Raw genomic sequence first — 22,500 nt, 5'->3', positions numbered from 1 at the left:
CTGCGGCGCCTTGCTGGACAACGCGCGCGCTGATAGACGAGTGTTGGCATTCCGGTGGACGACCGGACGGCAGGCGGCAATAGGGGCTCCGATTGCTTCCTGCACCCGGGAGTTGTTTAGAATCCACGTATGGCAACCTTACCGACAACGCATGACGACACCGTACAGGAGCGGCAAGAGCAAAAGCTCAAGCCGCCATCGATGTACAAGGTGGTACTGTTGAACGACGATTTCACCCCGATGGAATTCGTGGTGATGGTCATTCAGGAATATTTTAATAAGGACCGGGAGTCTGCCACGCAGATCATGCTCAAGGTTCACCGTGAGGGCAGGGGAGTTTGTGGGGTCTTTACGCGCGACGTCGCGGCGACCAAAGTTGAGCAAGTTGTTAGCCATGCAAGGCAGTCCGGGCACCCGCTGCAGTGCGTGATGGAGGAAGCATGATTGCCCAGGAATTGGAAGTCAGCCTGCACATGGCGTTTATGGAAGCGCGCCAGGCACGACACGAATTCATTACGGTCGAGCATCTTTTGCTCGCCCTCTTGGATAACCCGACCGCTGCCGAAGTGTTGCGCGCCTGCGCGGCAAATCTCGACGATTTGCGGCAGAACCTGCGCAACTTCATCGCGGACAATACGCCGACGGTGCCGGGGAGCGACGAGGTCGACACACAGCCCACGCTCGGTTTCCAGCGCGTGATTCAACGCGCCATCATGCATGTGCAATCCACTTCCAATGGCAAGAAGGAAGTGACGGGGGCGAACGTGCTGGTGGCCATCTTCGGTGAAAAGGACTCCCATGCGGTCTACTACCTGCAACAGCAGGGTGTGACGCGTCTGGACGTCGTCAATTTCATCTCCCACGGCATTACCAAGACCGGTGCGTCCGGCGAGTCGGCCAAGGCCGGCGAAGGGAGTGCCGAAGGCGAGGAGGGCGCCAACACGAAGGAAAGCCCGCTCGCGCAGTACACCCAGAACCTCAACCAGATGGCGCGCGACGGCAAGATCGATCCGCTCATCGGACGCGAGTCGGAAGTCGAGCGCGTAGTGCAGGTGTTGTGCCGCCGTCGCAAGAACAATCCGCTGCTCGTCGGCGAAGCGGGGGTGGGCAAGACGGCCATCGCCGAGGGACTCGCCTGGCGTGTCACGCGCGGCGAGGTGCCCGAGATCTTGCAGGACGCCACCGTCTACTCGCTGGACATGGGCGCGCTGCTCGCCGGCACCAAGTATCGCGGTGACTTCGAGCAACGCCTGAAGGCGGTACTCAAGGAACTCAAGGAGCGCAATAACGCGATCCTGTTCATCGACGAAATTCACACGCTGATCGGCGCGGGCGCCGCGTCCGGCGGCACGCTCGATGCCTCGAACCTGCTCAAGCCGGCGTTGTCGTCGGGGCAACTCAAGTGCATCGGCGCGACCACCTTCACCGAGTATCGCGGCATCTTCGAGAAGGATGCGGCACTGTCACGCCGTTTCCAGAAGATCGACGTGAACGAGCCGACCGTCGAGCAGACGGTCCAGATCCTGCGCGGGCTGAAGTCGCGTTTCGAAGAGCACCACGGCGTGAAGTATTCGTCGAGCGCGCTCTCGGCCGCTGCCGAATTGTCGGCCAAGTTCATCACTGACCGTCACTTGCCCGACAAGGCGATCGACGTGATCGACGAAGCCGGTGCGGCCCAGCGCATTCTGCCGAAATCCAAGCAGAAGAAGACGATCGGCAAGGGCGAGATCGAAGAGATCGTGTCGAAGATCGCGCGGATTCCGGCGCAGAGCGTGTCGGCGGACGACCGCGGCAAGCTCCAGACGCTCGACCGCGATCTCAAGAGCGTGGTGTTCGGGCAAGACCCGGCCATCGACGCACTGTCTGCCGCGATCAAGATGTCGCGCGCCGGGCTGGGCAAGACGGACAAGCCGATCGGCGCGTTCCTGTTCTCGGGCCCGACCGGTGTCGGCAAGACCGAAGTCGCCAAACAGCTCGCGTTCACGCTGGGAATCGAACTGATTCGCTTCGACATGTCGGAGTACATGGAGCGTCACGCGGTGAGCCGTCTGATTGGCGCGCCGCCGGGCTATGTCGGCTTCGATCAGGGCGGGCTGTTGACCGAGGCCATCACGAAGAAGCCGCATTGCGTGCTGTTGCTCGACGAAATCGAGAAGGCGCATCCGGACATCTTCAACGTGCTGCTTCAGGTGATGGACCACGGCACGCTCACGGACAACAACGGTCGCAAGGCAGATTTCCGTAACGTCATCATCATCATGACGACCAATGCGGGCGCCGAGACGATCAACCGCGCGAGCATTGGCTTCACGAACGAGCGTCAGGCCGGCGATGAAATGGCCGACATCAAGCGCATGTTCACGCCGGAGTTCCGCAACCGTCTGGACGCGATCATCAGCTTCAAGCCGCTCGACGAGCAGATCATCCTGCGCGTGGTCGACAAGTTCCTGATCCAACTGGAAGATCAGTTGCACGAGAAGAAGGTCGAAGTGGTCTTCACCGACAAGCTTCGGACTTATCTCTCGAAGAAGGGCTTCGATCCGCTCATGGGGGCTCGTCCGATGCAGCGTCTGATTCAGGACACGATACGTCGTGCGCTGGCGGACGAATTGCTGTTCGGGCGTCTGACCAGCGGTGGCCGAGTCACGGTGGATCTGGACGAGCACGATCAGGTGCAACTGTCCTTTCCCGAGGACGGCAACACACGTGCTCAACCGGAAGCTGCCGAAGTCGAGTAATCGTCAAGGTATCTCGCAGCCATGAAAAAGCGCCGCTTCATGCGGCGCTTTTCTTTTGTGACGGTGTGCGTCGCGGCTTAACGGTGACGTTAGTGTTTCCCGGTGCTGCCGAAACCGCCCGCGCCACGATCGCTTTCGGGGAATTCGTCCACGATGTTGAATTCGGCCTGTACAACCGGCACGATCACCAGTTGGGCGAGACGCTCGAACGGATTCAGCACGAACGGCTCATTGCCACGGTTCCAGGTCGAGACCATCAACTGGCCTTGATAATCCGAATCGATCAGTCCGACCAGATTGCCAAGCACGATGCCGTGCTTGTGGCCGAGCCCCGAGCGCGGCAGGATCAGCGCGGCGTAGCCCGAATCGGCCAGATGGATCGCCAGCCCCGTTGGCACGAGCACGGTCTGGCCCGGTGCGATGGTCAGCGGCGCGTCGAGGCAGGCGCGCAGATCCAGCCCCGCGCTGCCCGGCGTGGCGTAGGCGGGCAACTGCGAGCGCAGGCGTTCGTCGAGAATCTTGACGTCGAGTTTCATGGCGTTATGGCGTTATGGCGTTATGGCGGTGAAAGGGGCGTAATTCGATCGAAAATTCAGCCGGAGAAGCGCGGCGCTCGCAGGTCGCTCAATCGGCCTCGGCGGCGCGCAGCGAGAATGCCTGTGCCAGCAATTCGTGCGAACGCAGGCGAGCGCGATAGCTGCCAGCCACCGTCAATACGACGATTTCGTCGGCCTCGAACTGTTCCTGCAATGCCAGCACGCGCTCCGTGACGCGCTCCGGGGTGCCGATGATACTACGTGGCTTTTCGCGCGCGATGACCGACAACTCGCGCTCACGATACTGCGGCTTCGCTTCGGCGCCCTGTTCGATGCTCGGAATCGGCTCGTTCATGCCGTACGCCATCTGTACGCGGCGCAGATCGACACCGGCTTCGAGCGCTTCAGCCTCGGCGTCGGTGTCGGCGCAGATGACGAAGAGCGCCACCGAACAGTAAGGCGTCTCCAGTGATCCCGGTGTGAAGCGCTCGCGATACGCTTGCGTGACGCGATCGCCGTAGTGAGCGTTGATGAAGTGGGCGAAGCAGTATCGCAAGCCAAGCTGAGCGGCCAGCAGACCACCGAATTCGCTCGAGCCAAGCACCCACAATTCGGGGCGTGTCTGCACCGCCGGTTGCAGCAGCACGCCACGGTAGGGATGGTCGTCGGCCAGCGTGCCGTTGAACAGCCCGGCCAGTTCGGCGACCTGTTGCGGGAAGTGCTCGCCCGCGTCGTACGGTCCCTTCGCAACGGCACGTGCCGTGCGCATGTCGCCTCCGGGGGCACGGCCCACGCCCAGATCGATGCGATTCGGAAACAGCGCCTCGAGCATCAGAAATTGCTCTGCCAGCTTGAACGGGCTGTAGTACGGCAGCATCACGCCGCCGGAGCCCACCCGCAGACGCTTCGTCACACTGGCAAGCCGGGCGATCATGACTTCCGGCGCCGGGTTCGCCACGCCGCGCAGGCCGTGATGCTCTGCGCACCAATAGCGCGTGTAGCCGAGTTCGTCGGCAGCTTGGGCCAGCTCGACGGTCGCCGCGATCGCGTCCGCCACACTGTGACCGTGAATCACCGGTGTCTGATCGAGGATCGACAGCTTGATGGGGGCAGAAGACGTTTGCGCCATGAGTTCGATGCTCCACGTCGACGATAGCGGCTCGTCGACACATAGTCTGAGAGATCAGTGACCGCTTTCAGCGCAGGCGTTGGCCTGTGCCGTGGCGGGGGCTGCGTGCGGCAGGCGCGCAATCATCACAATGGCCACGATCCCGCCGAGTGCGCCGCAAAGGAATATCGAAGCGTAGCCGAAAAAGTTGGCGACGAGTCCGGCCATCGGCCCGATCAGGCCGAGGGCCAGATCGAAGAACGCCGAATAGGCCGCCAGCGCTGCGCCACGATTCTGCGGCGGCACCTGTCGCAGTGCCTCCACGCCCAAGGCAGGGAAGACCAGCGAGAAGCCCACGCCGGTGAGCCCCGCGCCAACGAGGGCCATCGTCGGGCTCGTCGCACCCCACAGCAGGAATTGGCCGGCGATGTTCAATACCAGCGAGCCCATGGCGACGCGGCGTCCGCCGAAACGGTCGACCGCGTGCGCGAGCAGAATTCGCATGCCGATGAAGCAGGCGCTGTAAAGCGTGAGCGCGTAAGCCGCCCCCGACCAGCCGTGGCTCGCATAGAACAGTGTGATGAACGCGGCGATCACGGCATAGCCGATGCTCCCCAGCGTCATGGCCAGACCCGGACGCCATACCCGCCCCACGACACGCAGGAACGGCAGACGATGTCCGCCCACAGGGGCCGCTGCGGGCAGTCTCAGCGCGATGAGAAAAGCGATGGCGGGCAGGACGATATTCACGAGCGAGACTGCCGTAAAGCCCGCCGATTGCAGCAGATAGGCGCCGAACGGAGCGCCGGTGGCGAGTGCGGTGTACATCGACACGCCTTGCCACGAAATGGCCTTGCTCGCGTGAGCGGCGCCCAGCAGGCCGATGCCCCACGACATGCCGCCGGTCAGCATCAGGCTCTCGCCAAAGCCGAGCACGACGCGTCCGGCGATGAGGATGCCCAGCGCGAGCGCCGGGTCCGGGACCATCGACGCGGCCAGGTACAGCACGCCCGCAGCAGCGCAGCCGCACAGGCCGGTGAGCACTGCACGGCGCGGGCCGCGGGTGTCGACGGTGCGTCCGGCGTAGGAGCGCAGCAGCAGCGTGACGACCGACTGAATGCCGATCGTCACGCCCACGACGAATGACCCGTAGCCGAGCGTTTCATGGACATAGACCGGCAGCACGGGCAGCGGCATGCCGATCGTCATGAAACCGAAGAACATGATCGCGGCGAGCATGCTCAGTGTCCCGTAGACACTGACAGGCGGCCGGGCGGTCGTAGGAGGTTGCGTCATGGTGGTTTGTTGTTGTGTGCGATGGCTCGGGGGCGGCCTGCCGAAGGCGTCAGATCATGCCGCCTTGATGCGATACACCGTGAGCCGGGCGTTCCTGCCAGTCTGCCAGCGTCGCCGGACAACGACGATGACAGACCAAAAGCCGGGGTGCCGGCATGCCGGCGTGGCGGCGCGCCCGTCAGCCGGGCGTGCGTGAGGGAAGTCTTGCCGCGATTTCGATGATCAGGCTGCGGGCAAGCGATTGCTTGTCGGCGCGCGGCAGGCGTTTCTGCCCGGCGTCGTCGAAGAGGATGACTTCGTTGTCGTCCTGCCCGAACGTGGCGGGGCCAAGATTGCCGACGAGCAGCGGCACCCGCTTGCGTTTGCGCTTTTGTGCGCCGTGCGTCTCCAGATCGCCCGACTCGGCGGCGAAGCCCACGCAATACGGCGGTGTCGGCAACTTCGCTACGGCCGCGAGAATGTCGGGATTCTGGACGAAGTCGAGCGTCGGCACGTCGGCGTCGTCCGTCTTCTTGATCTTGTCGTGCGCCACATCGCGCACGCGCCAGTCGGCTACCGCAGCCACTGCGATGAAGATATCGTTGTGGGCCACGTCGGCCATCACGGCGTCGTACATCTGCTGCGCCGTCTGCACGTTGCTGCGTGTCACGCCGTAAGGCGTCGCCAGCGCGGTGGGGCCTGCGACCAAATGCACGTCGGCACCGGCCTGCGCTGCCGCGCGGGCGAGTGCGAAGCCCATCTTCCCGCTGGACAGATTGGTCAGGCCGCGCACCGGGTCGATCGGCTCGAACGTCGGGCCGGCGGTGATCAACACGCGGTGTCCGGCGAGGCGTTTGGGCTGGAAGAAGGCGACGAGCGCCTCGAAGAGTTCTTCCGGCTCGAGCATCCGTCCGTCGCCGATTTCGCCGCACGCCTGATCGCCGCTGCCGGGACCGAGGATCGCCACGCCATCGCCGCGCAGCGTCGCCGCGTTACGCTGGGTCGCGGGGTTGGCCCACATCTGACGGTTCATGGCAGGCGCGACCAGCAGCGGGCAGTCGCGTGCCACACAAAGAGTGGAGAGCAGATCGTCTGCCATGCCGTGTGCGAGCTTGGCGAGAAAGTCGGTGGAGGCGGGCGCGATGATGATGGCGTCGGCCTCGCGCGAGAGGTCGATGTGCGCCATGTTGTTATCGACGCGAGGGTCCCACTGGCTGCTGAAGACCGGGCGGCCCGAGAGCGCCTGCATCGTGAGCGGCGTGATGAATTGCGTGGCGGCTTCGGTCATGACGACCTGCACCGTTGCGCCAGCCTTGATGAGCAACCGGGTGAGTTCGGCCGACTTGTAGCAGGCGATGCCGCCCGTCAGGCCGAGAACGATGGTCTTGCCCGCAAGTTCACCGCGTTCCATAGGGAAATGCCTCCTCCAAAGTGCCGCGCGGCGCCTCTGGGGCGCCGCGACGGTGTTTGCTTGCGATCCGCAACACCTGCCGTGGGCAGTGGGCGAATCGCGCCGCAGATACTGCGGCGGATATGCCTGATGCGCTACTTGCCGCGCCGCACGCGTCGCAGCTCGTCGATCACCAGCAGCACCGCGCCCACGCAAATGGCCGAGTCGGCCACGTTGAACGCCGGCCAATGCCAACCGCCGACATGAAAGTCCAGAAAGTCGACCACGTGACCATAGATCACACGATCGATTACGTTACCCAGCGCGCCGCCGAGAATCAGTGACAGCGACAGGCAGAACATCTTCTGGCCGTTGTGACGCTTGAGCAGCCAGATGATGACCGTTGCCGCGACGATGCCGAGCAACGTGAAGAACCAGCGCTGCCAGCCACCAGCGGCCGCCAGAAAACTGAATGCTGCGCCCTTGTTGTACACCAGCACCAGATTGAAGAACGAGGTCAGCGCACGGAATTCGCCGTACTGGAACGTCTTCAGAATGGTGAGCTTGGTGACCTGATCGAGCAGGATCGCAACGATCGCGATCCCGAGCCACGGGGCCAGGCCATAAGCGGCGCCCCCGCGGGCGCCACCATGGTTGCTACGTCTTGCGCCCGTACGGGCGCCTGCTTTGCTTGCCATTATGCCGCGCTCCGGTGTTCGCCGCTGCCGAACAGGTTCGACACGCAGCGGCCGCAAAGGGTCGGGTGGGCGGCGTCTGCGCCTACGTCCTCACGATAGTGCCAGCAGCGCTCGCACTTCTGATGCGACGACGGCGTGACGACCACGCCTTCCTCGGCCTCGGTGGCCACCTGCGTGACGGCAGCCGCCGAGGTGATCAGCACGAAGCGCAGGTCGTCGCCAAGGCTTGCCAGCACATCGAACTTGCGGCCAGAGACGCGCACGTCCACTTCCGCCTGCAGCGACGAGCCGATCTGCTCGGCCGCGCGCGCCTCTTCGAGCGCCTTGGTGACGTCGCCGCGCACCGTGCGCAGCAAGTACCACTTCTCGAGCAGGCGCGTGCCTTCCGCGATTTCCGGATAAGCGTAGTACGTCTCCGTGAAAATCGTGTCGTTGCCCGGCTGGAAGACTTGCCACGCCTCTTCCGCGGTGAACGACAGGAACGGCGCCATGAGTTTGAGCAGGCCGTGCGTGATGTGGTACAGCGCGTTCTGCGCGGCGCGGCGCGCCGGGGCGTCCGCTGCGCTCGTGTACAGACGATCCTTCAGGATGTCGAGGTAAAAGCCGCCGAGGTCTTCCGAGCAGAACGTCTGGAGCTTGGCCACGACCGGGTGGAACTCGTAGCGGTCGTAGTGGCCGAGCACTTCGGTTTGCAGCGACTGCGCCAACGCCACGGCGTAGCGGTCGATTTCCAGCCATTGCTCGGCCGGCAGCGCGTGCTTCGCGTGGTCGTAATCGGCCAGATTCGAGAGCAGGAAGCGCAGCGTGTTACGGATACGGCGATACCCTTCGGTCACGCGCTTGAGGATTTCGTCGGAGATCGACAGCTCGCCCGAGTAATCGGTCGATGCCACCCACAGGCGGATGATTTCGGCGCCGAGTTTGTCGGCGACGTCTTGCGGCAGAATCGTGTTGCCGATCGATTTCGACATCTTGCGGCCCTGACCGTCGACCGTAAAGCCGTGCGTGAGCAGCGCCTTGTAGGGCGGGCGGCCATCGATCATCGACGCCGTGAGCAGTGACGAATGGAACCAGCCGCGGTGCTGATCCGAGCCTTCCAGATACAGGTCTGCCGGGAAGCCCAGTTCATGCGCGTGCGAGCCGCGCAGCACGTGCCAGTGGGTGGTGCCCGAATCGAACCACACGTCGAGCGTGTCGCGGTTCTTCACGTAATCCTTGGCTTCGTCACCCAGCAGCTCCACCGGGTCGAGCGTCTGCCACGCTTCGATGCCTTCGGTTTCCACGCGCTTGGCCACGGCTTCGAGCAGTTCCAGTGTGCGCGGATGCAGTGCGCCGGTTTCCTTGTGCACGAAGAATGCCATCGGCACGCCCCATTGGCGCTGGCGCGAGAGCGTCCAGTCCGGGCGATGCGCGATCATGTTGTGCAGGCGCTGCTTGCCCCACGCCGGGAAGAACTCGGTGGCCTCGATGCCTTCGAGCGCGATCTCGCGCAGCGTCTTGCCGCCGCCCGGCGCGCCGTCGACCGGCGTCGTGTCCATGCCCGCGAACCACTGGTTGGTGGCGCGGTAGATGATCGGGGACTTGTGACGCCAGCAGTGCATATAGCTGTGCGTGTATTTGAACGAATGGAACAGCGTGCCCGCTTCGCGCAGCGCATCGACGATTTGCGGGTTGGCGTCCCAGATCGACTGGCCGCCGAACAGCGGCAGGCTGTCCTGATAGCGGCCGTCGCCCAGCACCGGCATGCGGATGTCCGCGTCGGTCATGCCGTGCGCCTTGCACGACACGAAGTCTTCCACGCCATAGGCAGGCGCCGAGTGGACAATGCCGGTCCCCGTGTCGGTCGTCACGTAGTCGCCCAGGTAGATCGGCGAGGTGCGCTCGTAGCCCGCGTCGGCGCTCGAGAGCGGGTGACGGAAGCGGATCAGCGAGAGGGCTTCCCCCTTCGTGCGGGCGATGATTTCGCCGTGCAGGCCGTACGTCTTCAGGCAGTCTTCAACGCGCTCGGTCGCGAGAATCAGCAGACCGCGCTCGGTCGAGACCAGCGCGTATTCGACTTCCGGATGAACGTTGAGCGCCTGGTTCGACGGGATCGTCCACGGCGTGGTCGTCCAGATGACGATGTAACCGTCTTCGCGCGGCAGCTTCGGCAGGCCGAAGGCCTTCGCGACCTTCTCCGGTTCGGCGAAGGCGAAGCCGACGTCGATGGCCAGATCGGTCTTGTCCTTGTACTCGACTTCCGCTTCGGCGAGGGCCGAGCCGCAGTCGAAGCACCAGTTCACCGGCTTCAGGCCGCGGTAGACGTAGCCGTTCTCCATGATCTTCGCGAGCGCCCGAAGCTCGTTCGCTTCGTTCGAAAAGTTCATGGTCTTGTACGGGTTGTCCCAGTCGCCGAGCACGCCCAGACGCTGGAAGTTGGGCTTCTGGCGCTCGATCTGTTCAGCCGCGTAGGCGCGTGCCTTTTCCTGCACTTCGCGCACCGGCAGATGCTTGCCGAACTGCTTTTCGATCTGGATTTCGATCGGCATGCCGTGGCAGTCCCAGCCCGGCACATAGGCGGCGTCGAAGCCCGCCAGGCTGCGCGCCTTGACGATCATGTCCTTGAGGATCTTGTTGACCGCGTGGCCGAGGTGGATGTCACCGTTGGCATACGGCGGGCCATCGTGCAGGATGAACTTCGGACGGCCTTTGCTGGCGCGGCGGATCTTGTCGTAGATCTTCTTTTCCTGCCATTGCTTGACCCACTGCGGCTCGCGCTTGGGCAGATCGCCGCGCATCGGGAACGGCGTGTCCAGCAGGTTGACAGGATATTTGCTCGGGGCTTTCTTTTCGCTCATGGTGAGTCGCTACGAATTTTGAATGTCGGGTGTGGGGCGCTCGCGCCGGTGGCGTTGACGTCAGGCCTTGTGGGCCGCGAGGTGCAACGCCCGGGCAGGTGCCAGTGGCGCAGGCGGGCCGCGCGCAAGGCGCTGGGCGCCGGCGCACGCGGGCGAAGATCAACTAATTCGGTCGGTGGCCGAGGTGGCGAAGTCGCGTCGGGCGCTCGGGCCGTTGGCGTCGAGCGCGTGTGCGAAGTAGGCGCGAGCCTCGCGGGTGTCCTGCGCGATGGCCGCCTCGAGTTCGGCGAGCCCGTCGAATTTGGCTTCGTCACGCAGCTTCTGCAAAAACTCCACGCGCACCAGCTTGCCATAGCAATTGCCCGCGAAGTCGAGCAAATGCACTTCGAGCAGCACGCGCCCCGAGTCGTCCACCGTCGGGCGCAGGCCCAGACTGGCGACGGCGGGCAGCGGCTTGTCCGCCAGACCATGCACCTGCACCACGAAAATGCCGGTGAGAGCCGGATGCTTGTGGGCGATGCGCAGATTGAGCGTGGGGTAGCCCAGCTTGCGGCCGAGCTTCATGCCATGCACGACGTGACCGGTGATGGCGTACGGGCGGCCGAGCAGCGCGTGGGCGCGCTCGAAGTTGCCGTCGGCGAGCGCGGCGCGCACTTCCGAGCTGGAAATCCGCACGCCGTCGTGCGCAATGGTCGGCATCTGTTCGACGACGAAGTCGAAACGGCGGCCGGCCTCACGCAGGTATTCAATGTCGCCCGCGCGTTTCGCACCGAAGCGGAAGTCGTCTCCCACCAGCAGCCAGCGGGTGTGCAGGCCGTCGACGATGATGTTGCGGACGAAATCTTCGGGCGATTGTCCCGCGAAATGGGCGTTGAAGTGCTCCACCACCAGGCGGTCGACGCCTTGCGAGCGCAGTGCCTCGAACTTGTCGCGCAGATTGGAGATGCGCGCGGGTGCCCGGTCAGGCATGAAGTATTCGCGGGGATGCGGCTCGAACGTCATCACACACACCGGCAGGCCGCGCGCAGCCGCTGCGGCGCGCACGCGCGCGAGCAGTGCCTGGTGGCCCAGATGCACGCCGTCGAAGTTGCCGATCGTCAGCACGCAGGGCGCTTTGCTTTGCGCGTTGGGTAGACCCCGGAAGACTCGCACGATAAAGGGAGCGTCAGTACAGGACGTTGAGTGAGCGTTGGTGGATGAACCGTGCGGCACAGCGGTAGGGGTCCGGGGGCCTGCGATGCGGGCAGAGCCCGATGCGCAGGACGGCCGATCCGACATTGCGGCGCCGCAGAACGTTGAATTATAAACGCTTCGGGGCCATCGCGGCGCGCATCGGGTGTCTGGTGCGCCGCGCCAATGATAAAATCCGCCGATGAAGAACATTGTCATCCTGATTTCCGGACGAGGCGGCAACATGCAGGCTATCGTCCGGGCCTGTACCGCAGAAGGCTGGCCGGCCCGCGTGGCTGCGGTCATTGCCAATCGCCCCGAGGCCGATGGCCTCGGATTTGCGCAGGAAAACGGTATCGCCACAGCCGTTGTTCCGAGCCGTGGCAAGACCCGCGAGGCATTCGATGCCGAACTTGCCGCCGAAATCGACCGTCACCAGCCCGATCTGGTCGTGCTCGCCGGTTTCATGCGCATTCTCACGCCGGCATTTACCGAGCGCTACGCCGGCAGGCTCATCAACATCCACCCGTCGCTGCTGCCCGCCTTCCCGGGCCTGCAAACGCACGCCCGTGCACTGGACGCTGGCTGCAAGATCGTCGGCGCCACGGTGCATTTCGTCACGGCCGAACTGGATCATGGCCCGTACGTGCTGCAAGCGGCCGTGCCGGTGCGCATGGGGGACACGCCCGAGATACTGGCCGAGCGCATCCTGCCGCTGGAACACATCATTTATCCGCGCGCCGTGCGCTGGTTCGTGGAAGACCGTCTGGTCGTGGCCGATGGCCGCGTGACGGTGACTCCCGCCAGCGACGGCACGCCCGATCCGCAATGGCTTTTTGGTGATGACGCATGAGCACACGCCCGACGCAACGCCGCGATGGCGCTAATCAATCCGGTCACCGCTCCGGCGGCCGATCCTCCGACGCCCGTCAGCCGTCCAAGGGGGGGCAGGCGGGAGAGCGGCAGGAGCGTTACGTGCGCCCTGACCGCTACGACCGTTCGCGCAACGATCGCCGCCCCGAGGCCCCGCCCGCCGAGACGGCCCGCATGCGCGGCGAGCATCTGTCGCCCGCACTCTTCGAACACACCCAACGCTTGCTCGGCAGCGTGCTGACATTCAGCGGCCCGGCCGATACGCTGGTGAGCACGTACTTCCGCGCCAACGCCAAGCTGGGCCATCGCGAGCGGGGTGTTCTGGCGGAGACGGTCTTCGCCATCCTGCGTCGCAAGCTCGAGTTCGGTCAGCACGCGGGAAGCGGCTCCGGTCCGCTGGAACGCCGTCTCGCACTGCTCGGGCTGGCGTTCACGCGCGGTCTGGCGTCGGTGCAACTGGTGGCAACACCCGATGAAGTCTCGTGGCTCGAACACGTCGGTCAGATCGACCCGGCAAGCCTTTCCGCACGCGTGCGCACCAATTTGCCGGAATGGCTCTACGAGCGTCTGGCCAAGCGGTTCGAGGGCGCTGAACTCGAAGCCCTCGCCGCTGCACTCAACCAGCCCGCACCGCTCGACTGCCGCGTGAACCTCATCAAGGCGAATCGCGACGACGTACTCGCGAAGCTGCGTGAAGACGGCTTCTCGGCCGAGGCGACGCCGCTCGCGCCCAATGGCATCCGTCTGTCGGGCAAGCCGGCGTTGCAGAAGCACCCGCTATTCATGTCCGGCGCTATCGAGGTGCAGGACGAGGGCAGCCAGTTGCTGTGCCAATTGGTCGCGCCGCGCCGCGGCGAGATGATCGTCGATTTCTGTGCCGGCGCCGGCGGCAAGACGCTCGCCCTCGGGGCGCAGATGCGCTCCACGGGGCGTCTGTATGCGTTCGACGTTTCGGAGAAGCGTCTGGCGAAGCTCAAGCCGCGGCTGGCACGCAGCGGTCTGTCGAACGTCTATCCGGTGATGATCGACAGCGAGAACGACAGCAAGATCAAGCGTCTGGCAGGCAAGATCGACCGCGTGCTGGTCGACGCGCCGTGCAGCGGCCTCGGCACGCTGCGTCGCAATCCGGATCTGAAGTGGCGCCAGTCGCCGCAGTCGGTCGAGGAACTCACGCAGAAGCAGACGTCGATCCTCGCGAGCGCGGCCCGGCTGGTAAAACCGGGCGGGCGTCTCGTGTACGCCACGTGCAGTCTGCTGACCGAAGAGAACAGTGCCATTGCCGAGGCGTTTGCTGCCGCGCATCCCGATTTCGTCCTGTTGCCGGCGAACGAATTGCTCGCGTCGCAGAAAATCGACCTCGATACGGGCAAGTATCTCGAACTGCTGCCGAACCGCAATGCGACCGACGGCTTTTTTGCCGCCGTGTTCGAGCGTCGTGCGGCATAAGTGGATTCTGGGCGTCAGCTAACAACAAGCAGAGAGATAGCGATGCAGGAAAGTCCGACTTTCGCGCGGTTGGTGCGGGACGTTGTCCGTGACTTCGGCGACCCGCAATTCATTTGGCAAATCGTGGCGCTGGTGGGGGCGCTGGCTGTCGCCCTGGTGCTGCGGCGCTGGATGATCGGCCGGCTCGACCGTCATTTCGAGCGTGTCGCACCTGCGCGCCGCGCGGGCTCGTCGAGCCTGCGGCGCTCGTTCTTCCCGATGTTCGGCTGGATGTGCGTGACGCTTACGCGCGTGGTGCTTCAAGAGTACATGCGCGTCTCGCTGCTGCGGCTGGCCGAGGTGCCGTTGTTCGGCACCGCGCTCATCTATCTGGCGTTCTACTTCGTGCGACGGCTGTTTGCCTCGTCGCCGCAGGCCTACGGGCTGCTGAAGGTCTTCGAGCGTGTGTTTACCGCGCTCGCCTGGCTGACGATGGTGGCCTACGTACTCGGAGTTCACGACGACATCCTCAATTGGCTGGGCAGCGTGCGCTTCGCGGTCGGATCGAGCCATCTGACGTTGCTCTCGATCCTTTCGGGCCTGCTCTGGATCGGGGTAACGCTGGTGCTGGCAATGTGGGTCGGATCGCTGATCGAAGACCGGATCATGCGCACAACCACGCTCGACGGCAATCTGAAGGTGGTGCTGTCGCGACTGGTCAAGGGTGTGCTGACCCTGATTGCGGTGCTCGCGACGCTGTCGTTCGTGGGCATCGACATTACCGTACTCGGGGTATTCGGCGGCGCGTTGGGCGTGGGGCTGGGCTTCGGTTTGCAGAAGATTGCGTCGAACCTCGTGTCGGGCTTCATCATCTTGCTCGACCGCTCGGTACGCATCGGCGACCTGATTACCATCAGCCCGTATCACGGCACCGTTTCGCAGATCAATACGCGCTATACGGTCGTTCGCGGACTGGATGGCGTCGAAGCGCTGGTGCCGAACGAGCAACTGGTGACGAATGTGGTGCAGAATCACTCGTTTACCGAGACGCGCGGGCGCGCCAAGGTCAATGTGCAAGTGGCCTACAGCGCCGACGTGGAGCTGGCGATGTCGCTGATGCTGAAAGCGGCAGAGGGCATTCCGCGGGTGCTCACGGACCCGCCGCCGTCTGCCTTGCTGCTTAACTTCGGTGCTGATGGGATGGATCTTGAAATGGGCTTTTGGATTCAAGATCCGGCGCAGGGCAGTGGAGGGATCCGATCGGCCATCAATATGCGGATTTGGCGCACTTTTCGCGAGCACGGTATTGAAATTCCGTATGCGCAGCGCGAAATACGCATTCTCAATGACTGGGCCGAGGGTGTGCCCGCTGTGAGCGTTCATGGTCCGGATTTGCCGGCCGGGATACCGGCCGATAGGCCGCAACCCGCGCTACCACAGGCCGGTGACGGCGAGAAGACGCGTTCATAGACCGTTTTGCCCAGGGCTGCGGGTTGACCTGCGACAAAATGCGTGGCGGGCAGGCTACACACGGGCAACAGTCCGTCAGGTAAAATGCTCCGCAAACCAATAACAACTCGACGTTCACCGGCACGTTTTCCGCCCATCTCGCCTCGGCATTCAGCAACTTGCCGAACTCCAGCGAATCCAAGCGTCAAGCGAGCGTAAGAACGAGACCTGACGCGACGGCGATCGATGCCGCATCGGCCCGACAAGACAAGACACGGCGGTTGTTGCCGTGATTGCTACCGTATTGATTAGTTTGGAGTGATATTTTGCTGGACAGTCTCCTTGGATTCATCTCTAACGGCCTGCTCGACTGGAGCGGCTGGGAGATCACGTTGTTCACGTTGGCCGTCACCCATGTGACGATCGCCGCCGTGACGATCTATCTGCACCGTTGCCAGGCGCACCGCGCGCTCGACGTGCATCCGATCGTCGCCCACTTCTTCCGTTTCTGGCTGTGGATGACCACGGGCATGGTCACCAGTGAGTGGGCCGCCATTCACCGCAAGCACCACGCCAAGTGCGAAACGCCGGAAGATCCGCACAGCCCGCAAACGCGCGGCCTGTGGAAGGTCCTCGCAGAGGGCGCCGAGCTGTATCGCGCCGAAGCGAAGAACGAAGAAACGATTCGCAAGTTCAGCCACGGCACGCCGAACGACTGGCTGGAGAATCACGTCTACAGGCGTTATCCGATTCTGGGCGTGAGCTTCATGATGATCATCGATATTGCGCTGTTCGGCGCGATCGGTCTGACCGTGTGGGCCGTGCAGATGGTCTGGATTCCCTTCTGGGCTGCCGGTGTGGTCAACGGTCTGGGCCATTACTGGGGCTATCGCAACTTCAACTGCGCCGACGCGTCGACGAACCTGCTGCCGTGGGGCATCATCATCGGCGGCGAAGAACTGCACAACAATCACCACACGTACGCGACGTCTGCCAAGCTGTCGAACAAGTGGTACGAGTTCGATATCGGCTGGCTCTACATTCGTTTGTTGTCGATGGTGGGGCTGGCCAAGGTGAAGAAGATTGCGCCGACGCCGAAGCTCGCGAAGAGCAAGACCGCGTGTGACGAAGATACGTTGCAGGCCGTGCTCTCGAACCGCTACGAAGTGATGGAGCGTTACGCCAAGACTTTCAAGCGTGCTTATGGCCAGGAGCTGGCGCGTTTCAAGGATAAGCGTCAGCACGGCGAGTACCAGTTGTTCCGTGGCGCCCGTAAGTGGCTGCATCATGACGAAGCCTCGCTGCAAGAGCCGCAGAAGCAGCAACTGGGCGAAATCTTCGCCCATAGCAACGCCGTGAAGACCTACTACGAACTGCGTCGTGAATTGGCCGGTATCTGGGAACGTTCGAACGCATCGCGCGAGCAGCTTCTGGGCCAGTTGCAGAACTGGTGCCACCGCGCAGAGCAGAGCGGTATTCACGCGTTGCAGGAATTCGCGTCGCGTTTGCGCCGCTACGCGTGAGCGGGCTACGCCAGAAATCCGTTTTTGACGCATAATCGAAACCCCGCCAAGGCGGGGTTTTGTCATTCCCGGCCCCCCAAGGGCCAAGCGAAAATGAATGCCTCACTCAAATCCGTAGAATTCGAGCGCCCCGCACCGAGCGGCGCCACGTGCGTTGCCCACGCTTGGGCGCGTGTCCCGGATGCGCCGTCGCAGGAGGAGCGCGCAGCGCTCAAGGCCCGAATCAAGCGTCTGCTCGTTGAGCAGAATGCCGTGCTGGTGGCGCATTACTACGTCGACGCCGACTTGCAGGACCTCGCCGAAGAGACCGGCGGCTGCGTGGCCGATTCGCTCGAAATGGCGCGCTTCGGCCGGAATCATTCGGCCAAGACGCTGGTGGTGGCTGGTGTGCGCTTCATGGGCGAGACGTCGAAGATCCTCAGTCCCGAAAAACGCATTTTGATGCCGGATCTCGACGCGACCTGTTCGCTCGATCTGGGCTGCCCCGCCGACGAGTTCGCGGCATTCTGCGATGCGCACCCCGACCGTACGGTTGTCGTCTATGCGAATACGAGCGCCGCAGTGAAGGCACGGGCCGACTGGATGGTGACGTCGTCGATCGGGCTGGAAATCGTGGCGCATCTGCATGCGCAGGGCAAGAAGATTCTCTGGGCGCCGGATCGCCATCTGGGCAGCTACGTCCAGAAGCAGACGGGCGCCGACATGCTGCTTTGGCAGGGCGCCTGCCTGGTGCATGACGAATTCAAGGGCACTGAGCTTGAGCTGCTGCGCCGCGAGTTTCCGAACGCCAAGGTGCTCGTGCATCCGGAGTCGCCGGCTTCCGTAGTCGAGCAGGCTGACGTGGTCGGTTCGACCTCGCAGATGATTACTGCCGCTCAGACGATGGACGCCACCGAGTTCATCGTGGCCACGGACAACGGCATTCTGCACAAGATGCGTGCCGCAGCCCCGGGCAAGCGCTTCATCGAAGCGCCGACAGCCGGTAATAGCGCGACGTGCAAGAGCTGTGCACATTGCCCGTGGATGGCGATGAACAGTCTGCAGAATCTGGCCGACGTGCTGGCGTCCGGGCGTAATGAGATTCACGTCGATGCGGAAATCGGCCGTCGCGCCCATACCTGTATCGACCGTATGCTGAAGTTCGCCGAAGCGCGTAAGCAGAATGTGCGCGCCAGTGGTGATTTCGCGCGCGATGGCGCGCTGTTTGCCGGTGTAGGTCCCGCATGACGACGCAAACCAAGACGCTGAGCACCGACGAGGCGCTCTCTCCGGATTTCGCCGCGTTCGGCGAGCCGCTCGAGGCAGCGCTCTCGCGCAACGTGCATGAGGCCCTCGCTGAGGACATTGGCAGCGGTGATCTGACGGGCCTGCTCGTGCCGTCCGATGAAATGGCGCATGCGCGCATCATCGTGCGTGAGTCGGCGGTGCTGTGCGGTGTGCGTTGGTTCGAGCGCTGCATGCAAGGGGTAAATGCCGAGGTCCGCGTGCAATGGCACTACCGCGAGGGCGAGCGCATGACGCCTGACTCGGCGGTGTGTGACATTTATGGACCGGCGCGCGCATTGCTGACGGGCGAGCGTACGTCGATGAACTTCCTTCAATTGCTCTCCGGTGTGGCGACGGCAGTGCGCCGCTATGCCGATATCGTCGAAGGGACGAAGGCGCGCGTGCTCGATACGCGCAAGACGCTGCCGGGCCTGCGTCTCGCACAGAAGTTCGCGGTACGCGTGGGCGGTGGAGCGAACCAACGCCTTGCGCTCTACGACGGTATCCTCATCAAGGAAAACCATATCGCGGCGGCTGGCGGTATTCGTCAGGTGCTGGCGAACGCCGATCGTCTGGCCGATGGTGCGCCGGTGCAGATCGAGGTCGAATCGCTCGAAGAACTCGAAACGGCGCTGGAGTGTGGTGCTACGTCCATCCTGCTCGATAACTTCACATTGGAAATGATGCGCGAGGCCGCGCGAGTTGCCGATGGCCGCGCCGTGCTGGAGGCGTCGGGCGGCATCAATCTCGAATCGCTGCGTGCGATCGCAGAGACGGGTGTCGACCGGATTTCCGTGGGCGGACTCACCAAGGACGTTCGTGCCACCGATTTCTCGATGCGGATTCTGGAGACGGTGGGGTAAGCGCTGAGGCCCGTCTGCGCTGTCGCTGCAGAAAGTCAAAGGCCGCAGGGGAAAAACCTGCGGCCTTTTGTTTGCCTTGGCGCTGGGGTGCGGATCAGCGAACGCGCCGCGGCAAGGCGGGCGACAGTACCGTCGGCAAGGCTTTGGGTAGCGTGTCCGGGAAGTCTCGCGAGAAGTGCAGCCCCCGGCTCTCGTGCCGGTCCAGGGCACTGTCAACGATCAACGACGCCACGTCGACCAGATTGCGCAATTCGAGCAGATCGCGGCTTACACGGAAATTCGCGTAGTACTCGGCGATCTCTTCGCGCAGCAGGGCAATTCGGTGTTGCGCCCGTTCCAACCGCTTGGTCGTGCGGACAATGCCGACGTAATTCCACATCATGCGGCGCAACTCGTCCCAATTGTGCGCCACCACGACTTCCTCGTCGGCGTCTGAAACGCGACTTTCGTCCCATGCCGGGACGTCCGTTGCCGCGGGGTGTGTCGATTCACCGCGTTGAATATCCTCTGCGGCGGCTTTGCCGAGTACGAGGCATTCGAGCAGCGAGTTGCTGGCGAGGCGGTTGGCGCCATGCAGGCCGGTGTAGGTCGCTTCGCCAACGGCATAGAGTCCGGGCAGATCCGTGCGGCCGTGCATGTCGGTGACGATACCGCCGCACGTATAGTGCGCGGCCGGCACGACCGGGATCGGCTGCTTCGTGATGTCGATTCCCAGTTCGGCGCAGCGCGCCAGAATCGTGGGGAAATGCTCACGCAGGAATTCCGGGCTTTGATGGCTGATGTCGAGATACACGCAGTCCAGGCCGTGCTTCTTCATCTCGAAGTCGATGGCGCGGGCGACGATGTCGCGGGGCGCCAGCTCGGCGCGCGGGTCATGCTGCAGCATGAAGCGCGTGCCGTCCGGCAGTACCAGACGCCCGCCTTCACCGCGTACCGCTTCCGTAATCAGGAACGACTTGGCATACGGATGGTAGAGGCAGGTCGGGTGAAACTGGATGAACTCCATGTTCGCGATTCGGCAGCCGGCACGCCAGGCCATGGCGATACCGTCGCCGGTCGCGGTGTCGGGGTTGGTGGTGTAAAGATAGACTTTGCCCGCGCCGCCGGTCGCGAGCACCGTGTGCCGTGCCGTCATGGCGAGCACTTCGCCGGTGCCGAGGTCCTGAATATACAAGCCTTGGCAATGACGCCCGGCAGTCGGGGCCGCGTCGACCCGGTCGGACGTAATCAGATCGACCGCGAAATGATTTTCGAAGAGGGTGATATTCGGATGCTGGCGCACGCGCTCGGTGAGCGTGGCGATGACGGCGTGTCCGGTGGCGTCGGCGGCATGGATGATGCGCCGATGGCTATGGCCGCCTTCGCGCGTCAGGTGGAAGCCGAGTTCGGCTGCGTCGTCGCGCGTGAAAGGCACGCCCTGCGCGATGAGCCACTCGATGGCTTCGCGGCTGTGCTCGACGATGAATCGCGTGGCCGCCTCGTCGCACAGACCCGCCCCGGCAATGAGTGTGTCGGCGACATGCTCGTCGACGCTATCGGTCGAGTCGAGTACGGCGGCAATGCCGCCTTGTGCCCAGTCGCTCGCCCCTTCGGGCATCGGGCGTTTGGCAACCAGCGCCACGCGGCAGGTGCTGGCCAGATGCAGGGCGACGGACTGGCCGGCGAGCCCACTGCCGACGATGACGACATCGAAATTCATGATACGCGCGGTCTCTGGAATCGACGCCACGAGTGCGGTGCGATTCTTGTTATGGAAGTGAGCCAGTATAGCGAGTCCATACGCGCGTGACATATGACCCTATGCGCACTTCGGCAAATTTGTACCTTGCGTGACTACGCATAGCGTAGCGTTGCTGATTTCGGGACGTCCAAACGAAAAACCCCGCCAGTGGCGGGGTATCGAACGCAGCAGCGAACTGCTGCGAGAAAACCTGTTGATCTTATTTGATCTTGGTTTCCTTGTAGGGCACGTGCTTACGAGCCACCGGATCGAACTTGCTGATTTCCATCTTTTCCGGATGGGTACGCTTGTTCTTGGTGGTCGTATAGAAATGACCCGTACCTGCGGTCGATTCCAGCTTGATCTTGTCGCGAGCGCCTTTTGCCATGATGAGCTCCTAAACTTAGACTGCGTTGCGCGAACGCAGATCTGCCAGAACGGCGTCGATACCGTTCTTGTCGATCAGGCGCAGGCCAGCTCGCGAAATACGAAGACGAACAAAGCGGTTTTCACTTTCAACCCAGAACCGGCGATTTTGCAAGTTCGGGAGAAAACGGCGCTTGGTTTTGTTGTTGGCGTGGGAAACGTTGTTGCCGACCATCGGCGCTTTCCCGGTCACTTGACATACGCGTGCCATGAAGCACTCCTAACCCAGAATTCTGTGTAAAAAAAGGTGAGTCGAAAAGACAGACCGCGATGATACCACAAAAATCCCAGACAAATCAATCGCTTTAGTGATTAGGATGCGAGTCCCTGGCGGGAAACGTCTGTCGGAGATTCGGGGAAGGGACGGATTATAGCGCAAGCGTTCCGCGAACGCGACCCGAATGCCAAAATCTTGGGCAAATGTTGTAACGCGTCACAGATCACCGTTCTCGGCGAGCGAGTACACGCTGTCGCCGGCCACGATGAAATGGTCGACAAGACGGATCTCGAGCAGGGCCAATGCATCGCCCAACTGCCGGGTGAGCGCCAGATCCGCCGCGCTTGGGGTTGGCACGCCCGAAGGATGATTGTGCGCGACGACGACGGCCGCCGCGTGAACGTCGAGCGCAGCGCGTACGATCTCGCGTGGATACGCACATGTTTGAGTCAGTGTGCCCTCGAACATTACGCGGGTGCTGACGAGCCGGTGCGCAGCATCAAGAAACAGGCAGGCAAAGCGCTCACGCGAGCGATCCTGCAGCGTGAGGCGCAGATAGTCGCGCACCCGGGTCGGGGAATCGAGCAGGCTGCCTGACTGCATGCCTTCTCCCAGCATTCTGCGAGCCACTTCAAGCGCGGCCTGAAACTGCAGGGATTTCGCCAGCCCCAGTCCGGGGATCTGGCGCAAGCTGTCAAAGGGCATGGAGAGCAAGCGGGCGAGCGATCCGCTGCGAGAGAGCAATTCGCGCCCGAGATCGACGGCATTGCGCCCTTGCGAGCCGGTGCGCAGCAGAATCGCCAGCAACTCGGCATCGGACAAGGCATGCGCGCCTAAGGCCAGCATTTTTTCACGGGGACGCTCGGCAAGCGGCCATTGGGCGATGGACATGACGACTCCAGAAGCGGACACGGGCGCGCGCATGATCGCGGGTGTCACAAACTGATTGGAAACGCGGCCGCCGAAGGGAGAAAATCGGGGCTGCT

Annotated in this window: 19 protein-coding genes; 8 read left to right on the top strand and 11 right to left on the bottom strand. The window is 63.3% G+C overall.

Features of this window, described 5'->3' with window-relative positions:
- Window positions 1–129 precede the first annotated feature (129 nt).
- A complete protein-coding gene (gene clpS, locus PBR20603_RS12250; RefSeq protein ID WP_150559801.1) occupies window positions 130–444 on the top strand; it encodes an ATP-dependent Clp protease adapter ClpS in 315 nt (104 codons plus the stop codon).
- Complete coding sequence (clpA, locus tag PBR20603_RS12245; protein ID WP_150559800.1) at window positions 441–2,738, top strand: ATP-dependent Clp protease ATP-binding subunit ClpA; 2,298 nt, start codon at window positions 441–443, stop codon at window positions 2,736–2,738. The genes clpS and clpA overlap by 4 nt, the downstream gene beginning before the upstream one ends.
- An 89-nt stretch (window positions 2,739–2,827) precedes the next feature.
- Here the strand turns inward: clpA and dut are convergent, their stop codons facing one another.
- The 7 genes from dut to PBR20603_RS12210 form a co-directional block, all read right to left on the bottom strand.
- On the bottom strand, window positions 2,828–3,274 hold the full coding sequence (gene dut, locus PBR20603_RS12240) for a dUTP diphosphatase (RefSeq protein ID WP_010807116.1): 447 nt from the start codon (window positions 3,272–3,274) through the stop codon (window positions 2,828–2,830).
- A gap of 88 nt (window positions 3,275–3,362) precedes the next feature.
- Window positions 3,363–4,403 carry an LLM class flavin-dependent oxidoreductase gene (locus PBR20603_RS12235; protein ID WP_150559799.1) on the bottom strand — a complete coding sequence of 347 codons (1,041 nt, stop codon included), beginning with the start codon at window positions 4,401–4,403 and terminating at the stop codon, window positions 3,363–3,365.
- A gap of 54 nt (window positions 4,404–4,457) precedes the next feature.
- A complete protein-coding gene (locus tag PBR20603_RS12230; protein ID WP_150559798.1) occupies window positions 4,458–5,678 on the bottom strand; it encodes an MFS transporter in 1,221 nt (406 codons plus the stop codon).
- 178 nt (window positions 5,679–5,856) lie between these two features.
- Window positions 5,857–7,068, bottom strand: coding sequence for a bifunctional phosphopantothenoylcysteine decarboxylase/phosphopantothenate--cysteine ligase CoaBC (gene coaBC, locus PBR20603_RS12225; protein WP_150559797.1), 1,212 nt, complete (start codon window positions 7,066–7,068; stop codon window positions 5,857–5,859).
- Between the two features lie 134 nt (window positions 7,069–7,202).
- Entirely contained in the window at window positions 7,203–7,745 is a 543-nt protein-coding gene (gene lspA, locus PBR20603_RS12220; RefSeq protein WP_150559796.1) for a signal peptidase II, read from the bottom strand.
- A complete protein-coding gene (gene ileS / locus PBR20603_RS12215; protein ID WP_150559795.1) occupies window positions 7,745–10,582 on the bottom strand; it encodes an isoleucine--tRNA ligase in 2,838 nt (945 codons plus the stop codon). The genes lspA and ileS overlap by 1 nt, the downstream gene beginning before the upstream one ends.
- A gap of 159 nt (window positions 10,583–10,741) precedes the next feature.
- Window positions 10,742–11,734, bottom strand: a complete 993-nt coding sequence (locus PBR20603_RS12210) for a bifunctional riboflavin kinase/FAD synthetase (protein ID WP_150559794.1) — start codon at window positions 11,732–11,734, stop codon at window positions 10,742–10,744.
- A 220-nt stretch (window positions 11,735–11,954) separates the two neighbouring features.
- Between PBR20603_RS12210 and purN the strand changes: the two genes are divergently transcribed.
- From purN to nadC, 6 genes are all read left to right on the top strand, one after another.
- Window positions 11,955–12,605: a phosphoribosylglycinamide formyltransferase gene (purN, locus tag PBR20603_RS12205; RefSeq protein ID WP_150559793.1), complete on the top strand. Its 651-nt coding sequence runs from the start codon at window positions 11,955–11,957 to the stop codon at window positions 12,603–12,605.
- Between the two features lie 194 nt (window positions 12,606–12,799).
- On the top strand, window positions 12,800–14,071 hold the full coding sequence (locus tag PBR20603_RS12200; protein WP_150559936.1) for an RsmB/NOP family class I SAM-dependent RNA methyltransferase: 1,272 nt from the start codon (window positions 12,800–12,802) through the stop codon (window positions 14,069–14,071).
- Between the two features lie 42 nt (window positions 14,072–14,113).
- Window positions 14,114–15,520 (top strand): mechanosensitive ion channel family protein, encoded by a 1,407-nt coding sequence (locus tag PBR20603_RS12195; protein WP_150559792.1) that lies wholly within the window; start codon window positions 14,114–14,116, stop codon window positions 15,518–15,520.
- Window positions 15,521–15,825: 305 nt separating this feature from the next.
- Window positions 15,826–17,022, top strand: coding sequence for a DesA family fatty acid desaturase (locus PBR20603_RS12190; protein ID WP_150559791.1), 1,197 nt, complete (start codon window positions 15,826–15,828; stop codon window positions 17,020–17,022).
- Window positions 17,023–17,115: 93 nt separating this feature from the next.
- Window positions 17,116–18,249, top strand: a complete 1,134-nt coding sequence (gene nadA / locus PBR20603_RS12185; protein WP_150559790.1) for a quinolinate synthase NadA — start codon at window positions 17,116–17,118, stop codon at window positions 18,247–18,249.
- Window positions 18,246–19,151, top strand: coding sequence for a carboxylating nicotinate-nucleotide diphosphorylase (nadC, locus tag PBR20603_RS12180; protein ID WP_246174596.1), 906 nt, complete (start codon window positions 18,246–18,248; stop codon window positions 19,149–19,151). The genes nadA and nadC overlap by 4 nt, the downstream gene beginning before the upstream one ends.
- Before the next feature lie 94 nt (window positions 19,152–19,245).
- On the opposite strand, the gene nadB is transcribed toward nadC, so the two are convergent.
- The 4 genes from nadB to radC form a co-directional block, all read right to left on the bottom strand.
- Window positions 19,246–20,850 carry an L-aspartate oxidase gene (gene nadB, locus PBR20603_RS12175; RefSeq protein WP_150559789.1) on the bottom strand — a complete coding sequence of 535 codons (1,605 nt, stop codon included), beginning with the start codon at window positions 20,848–20,850 and terminating at the stop codon, window positions 19,246–19,248.
- Window positions 20,851–21,091: 241 nt separating this feature from the next.
- Window positions 21,092–21,259, bottom strand: coding sequence for a 50S ribosomal protein L33 (gene rpmG, locus PBR20603_RS12170; protein ID WP_010807102.1), 168 nt, complete (start codon window positions 21,257–21,259; stop codon window positions 21,092–21,094).
- Between the two features lie 15 nt (window positions 21,260–21,274).
- A complete protein-coding gene (gene rpmB / locus PBR20603_RS12165; protein WP_010807101.1) occupies window positions 21,275–21,508 on the bottom strand; it encodes a 50S ribosomal protein L28 in 234 nt (77 codons plus the stop codon).
- Between the two features lie 222 nt (window positions 21,509–21,730).
- Complete coding sequence (gene radC / locus PBR20603_RS12160; protein WP_150559788.1) at window positions 21,731–22,405, bottom strand: RadC family protein; 675 nt, start codon at window positions 22,403–22,405, stop codon at window positions 21,731–21,733.
- Window positions 22,406–22,500: the final 95 nt, after the last annotated feature.

The organism is Pandoraea bronchicola, from assembly GCF_902459805.1.
Taxonomy (GTDB): Bacteria; Pseudomonadota; Gammaproteobacteria; order Burkholderiales; family Burkholderiaceae; genus Pandoraea; species Pandoraea bronchicola.
The sequence above is the reverse complement of the archived record's forward strand: the minus strand, read 5'-3'. Positions and strand labels throughout refer to the sequence as shown.

What these genes read in the sequence shown, in the direction of transcription:
- clpS (WP_150559801.1), top strand. Translation starts at nt 130, where the DNA reads ATGGCAACCTTACCGACAACGCATGACGACACCGTACAGGAGCGGCAA.
- clpA (WP_150559800.1), top strand. Translation starts at nt 441, where the DNA reads ATGATTGCCCAGGAATTGGAAGTCAGCCTGCACATGGCGTTTATGGAA.
- dut (WP_010807116.1), bottom strand. Translation starts at nt 3,274, where the DNA reads ATGAAACTCGACGTCAAGATTCTCGACGAACGCCTGCGCTCGCAGTTG.
- PBR20603_RS12235 (WP_150559799.1), bottom strand. Translation starts at nt 4,403, where the DNA reads ATGGCGCAAACGTCTTCTGCCCCCATCAAGCTGTCGATCCTCGATCAG.
- PBR20603_RS12230 (WP_150559798.1), bottom strand. Translation starts at nt 5,678, where the DNA reads ATGACGCAACCTCCTACGACCGCCCGGCCGCCTGTCAGTGTCTACGGG.
- coaBC (WP_150559797.1), bottom strand. Translation starts at nt 7,068, where the DNA reads ATGGAACGCGGTGAACTTGCGGGCAAGACCATCGTTCTCGGCCTGACG.
- lspA (WP_150559796.1), bottom strand. Translation starts at nt 7,745, where the DNA reads ATGGCAAGCAAAGCAGGCGCCCGTACGGGCGCAAGACGTAGCAACCAT.
- ileS (WP_150559795.1), bottom strand. Translation starts at nt 10,582, where the DNA reads ATGAGCGAAAAGAAAGCCCCGAGCAAATATCCTGTCAACCTGCTGGAC.
- purN (WP_150559793.1), top strand. Translation starts at nt 11,955, where the DNA reads ATGAAGAACATTGTCATCCTGATTTCCGGACGAGGCGGCAACATGCAG.
- PBR20603_RS12200 (WP_150559936.1), top strand. Translation starts at nt 12,800, where the DNA reads ATGCGCGGCGAGCATCTGTCGCCCGCACTCTTCGAACACACCCAACGC.
- PBR20603_RS12195 (WP_150559792.1), top strand. Translation starts at nt 14,114, where the DNA reads ATGCAGGAAAGTCCGACTTTCGCGCGGTTGGTGCGGGACGTTGTCCGT.
- nadA (WP_150559790.1), top strand. Translation starts at nt 17,116, where the DNA reads ATGAATGCCTCACTCAAATCCGTAGAATTCGAGCGCCCCGCACCGAGC.
- nadC (WP_246174596.1), top strand. Translation starts at nt 18,246, where the DNA reads ATGACGACGCAAACCAAGACGCTGAGCACCGACGAGGCGCTCTCTCCG.
- nadB (WP_150559789.1), bottom strand. Translation starts at nt 20,850, where the DNA reads ATGAATTTCGATGTCGTCATCGTCGGCAGTGGGCTCGCCGGCCAGTCC.
- rpmG (WP_010807102.1), bottom strand. Translation starts at nt 21,259, where the DNA reads ATGGCAAAAGGCGCTCGCGACAAGATCAAGCTGGAATCGACCGCAGGT.
- rpmB (WP_010807101.1), bottom strand. Translation starts at nt 21,508, where the DNA reads ATGGCACGCGTATGTCAAGTGACCGGGAAAGCGCCGATGGTCGGCAAC.
- radC (WP_150559788.1), bottom strand. Translation starts at nt 22,405, where the DNA reads ATGTCCATCGCCCAATGGCCGCTTGCCGAGCGTCCCCGTGAAAAAATG.